4 protein-coding genes are annotated in these 3,184 nt (G+C 63.0%); 1 reads left to right on the forward strand and 3 read right to left on the reverse strand.

The features are described from left to right. From VMJ11_RS07790 to VMJ11_RS07800, 3 genes are all read right to left on the reverse strand, one after another. On the reverse strand, window positions 1-932 hold a 932-nt coding region (locus VMJ11_RS07790; RefSeq protein WP_325618596.1), incomplete at its 3' end, for a cation diffusion facilitator family transporter. A gap of 277 nt (window positions 933-1,209) precedes the next feature. Next, window positions 1,210-1,515, reverse strand: a complete 306-nt coding sequence (locus VMJ11_RS07795; RefSeq protein ID WP_325618602.1) for an H-NS histone family protein — start codon at window positions 1,513-1,515, stop codon at window positions 1,210-1,212. Window positions 1,516-1,930: 415 nt separating this feature from the next. Then, entirely contained in the window at window positions 1,931-2,599 is a 669-nt protein-coding gene (locus tag VMJ11_RS07800) for a HugZ family protein (RefSeq protein WP_325618598.1), read from the reverse strand. A gap of 237 nt (window positions 2,600-2,836) precedes the next feature. Here VMJ11_RS07800 and VMJ11_RS07805 point away from each other — a divergent pair. Further along, window positions 2,837-3,184: MFS transporter (locus tag VMJ11_RS07805; protein ID WP_325618600.1), on the forward strand; the 348-nt coding region annotated here is incomplete at its 3' end.

Consider the following 3,184-nt stretch of genomic DNA (forward strand, 5'->3'; position numbering starts at 1 on the left):
TCGCCGCGCGGCGGCAGGTTGGCCACCGAGCGCGCGTTCATGTCGTCCTCGGGATCGACGTGGATCAGCGCGTCGAGCACGCGCGAGTCGGTGAGCACGCGCGCACGCGCGGCCTCCGCGATGTAATGCCCTTCCGAAACCGAAATGAGCGGATCGACGAGGATGTGCGCGTCCACGAGCGCGAGGTCGCCGGTCTTGCGCGTGCGCATCTCGTGCACGTCGAGCACGCCCGGCGTGCCCATGAGGAGCGCGCGCAGATCGGCGGCGGTGGCTTCGTCGAGCGCGCGGTCGGAGAGGTCCTGCAACGCGTCCCAGCCGAACACCCAGCCCATGCGCGCGACCATGAAGCCGACGATGGCCGCGGCGATCGGATCGAGCAGCCGCACGCCCGCGAGGCTACCCACGATGCCGAGCGCCACCACGAGCGACGAAGCCGCGTCCGAGCGCGCGTGCCATGCGTTGGCGATCAGCATGGCCGAGCGCACACGCTGCGCCTCGCGCAGCATGTAGCGAAAGAGTCCTTCCTTGGAAACCAGCACGAGCAGCGCGACGACCAGCGCGCTCGCGTGCAGCGGCGGAATATCGCCGAGGTGCGCGATGCGCGTGCCGGCGCGCGCCAGCATGCCAACGCCCACGGCAATCAATAATGCGCCGAGAAATAATGAGGCAACCGTTTCATAGCGGCTGTGGCCGTAGTTGTGATCGGCATCCGGTTTTGCGCCACTATGCCGGTTGGCCAGCAGCACAACGAAATCCGAGACGAGATCGGCCAGTGAATGAATGCCGTCGGCGATCAAAGCTTGCGAATGCGCAAACACGCCGACGACGATTTGCAGCACCACCAGCACGCTATTGACGACAACGCTGACCAACGTGGTCCGGCGCGCAACCTCGTGTTTAACTGATAACGGCTCGGCGGCGGAAGAAGTCATGCAGGCTGAATCCAGGAAATTGGGGAATAACCGCAATTGTAGGTGCGGCACCGGACAATTTCATGAATGCCCCTAAAAAACTCTTTTAAATCAGTTGCCTACAAGAACACGACGTATTCGCATTCAAACTGAGGAAATGCAGTCACCGCCTGCGTGTCCGGACAAAACAAAAAGCCGCGCGTCCCCTGACTGCGCGGCTTTCTGCCTTGCGGATCCACAGATCCGCTGCCAGCTCGCCTTCTGGCCGGCGCCATCGAACGGCGCGGCACCTGGCGATTTACTTCTGGATCAGGAAACGATCGCGATCCTGACCTGCAATCCAGCGCGGCGGCTTGCCGCGGCCCGACCACGTGTTGCCGCTATCGGGATCGCGGTATTTCGGTGCGACGCTCGCGCGCGAGCGGCTGGCCTTCGCGGCCTTGCTGCTGGTGCGGCTGCCGCCTAGTTCTGCGAGAGTAATGCCGTAGTCGGCCATTTTTTGCTTGATTTCGTCGAGGACCTCGGCATATTCGCGTGCCTTCGCCTCTTCAATCTGCTTTTCCAGCTTTTCTCGCTGAGCGAGGAGTTCCTTGTAGGAAGACATAGGTGCCCTTGTGGTTTGATCATAATGGCTACTGATCTCACGCCAGTATGCCGATTGATAGCTGCTTGCCTCGGAAATCGGAGGCGAGATTAACACAAAATCGAATGTCGGGAAGCGAACGGACAATAAAAATAATTTAAACCCGATATCGAATCCGCCACCCTGTCCGCAAGGTTCTAACTCATTGCCATTTCGTGCAAATCGGTATTTTTACTAAATGCCACGTTTGCCAGTTAAATCTCATCTCATAATTGCCAGCGGATGAAAATTAACTGGTTTGAAATCCGTCAAACATTTCATCGCATGAGAACTTCGAGCAGTTCACGGGCAACGAGAAGCGATTTGCCGCGACGCAACAAGAATCCCTCCTCTAAAAATGCGGCCAGCGGCAGCGCACACGGGCGCGAAAACAAGGTCACGATGCATGACGCTCGATGCAATCCGCAAGCACCGCATGCAAGGATCGCAGGTCGGCTTGCGGCGCCTCGAAAACAAAACGCGTGCGTGCGCCGTCGACCACGAGATCGGCGCCGTAACGATCGACGCCCGCCAGCTCCAGCCCGGCTCGCCGCGCCGGATGCGCTTCGAAGAAGCCGATCAACGTGTGTTCGTCGTGGGCGGCGAGCGGTTGGAGCGCGTCGAGATCGGCACCTTCCATCCAGCCCATCGCGCCAAAGCCGCCGATATAGCGCAGCCGCTCGACCCGCATAACCCAGAACGTGAAGTCGCCGAGCGCGAGATAGCGCGCGGCGTCCGCGTGATAGCGCAGGTAGCGGCGTGCGATTGCCTCGTGGCCGGCGGCATCGACGGGTTCGAAGCGGCCGAGCAGCGTGGCGCGAGGCGCGTTCAGCACGTCGGCGTCGCTTGCGTGCGCGACGAGAAACCCCGCGCGCGAGTCCTCGAGCAGATTGCGCGTGTGCTCGGCGAGCCGGCTCACGAGAATCACCGGGCGGTGCCGCTCGTCGGGCGCGAACGGCAGCAACGTGGGATACGGAAAGCCGTGCGGCTCGCGCGAGTGCGTCGCGAGCGTGCCGGTGGACGTTTGGTGCAGCAGATGCAGCGGTGCGTGTGCAGGGATCTTCAAGGGCGCGTCCTCGAACGATGAAGCGGGCGGGCGGTCCGCCAATGGCGTATCGGCGGTGCACCGGCAGCGCAATGGCGGGCGCACTGGCGCAAGGCAGGGCAATCCGGCACTTTCCGATAATAGAGCAGTTGCCGCCGCGCACGCGGCTTCGGCAGCCCACGGGCACCTTCGCTAGAATCGACGTTTGCTTTCAGTCGCCTTCCTGCGCCCCGACCTCTCTTCTGACTGGAACTCCCAGTGTCCGACCGCCCCACCGATCCAACCCTCGCCGTTGCCAGCCCCGCCGCTCATCACCGCGCGCTGCCCTCCGCTACTCGCCAGCGCGCCCGCATCGCGACGATGGCGCTCTTTTTCATCGCGGGCATGATGTACGCCTCGTGGGGCGTGCACGTGCCCACGGTGCGCGACAAGTTCCACCTGAGCCCGGCGCTGCTCTCGTATGCACTCTTCGCCGTGGCGGGCGGCTCGATCGCGGCGATGACGAGCATCGGCGGCTGGATCGCGCGCGTGGGCTCGCGCCGCGCGTGCCTGACCGGCGGCCTCATCATGAGCGCGTGCGGCGCGCTGATCCTCGTCGTGCCTGAC

Source organism: Paraburkholderia sp. (assembly GCF_035501035.1).
In the GTDB taxonomy this organism is placed as follows: domain Bacteria; phylum Pseudomonadota; class Gammaproteobacteria; order Burkholderiales; family Burkholderiaceae; genus Paraburkholderia.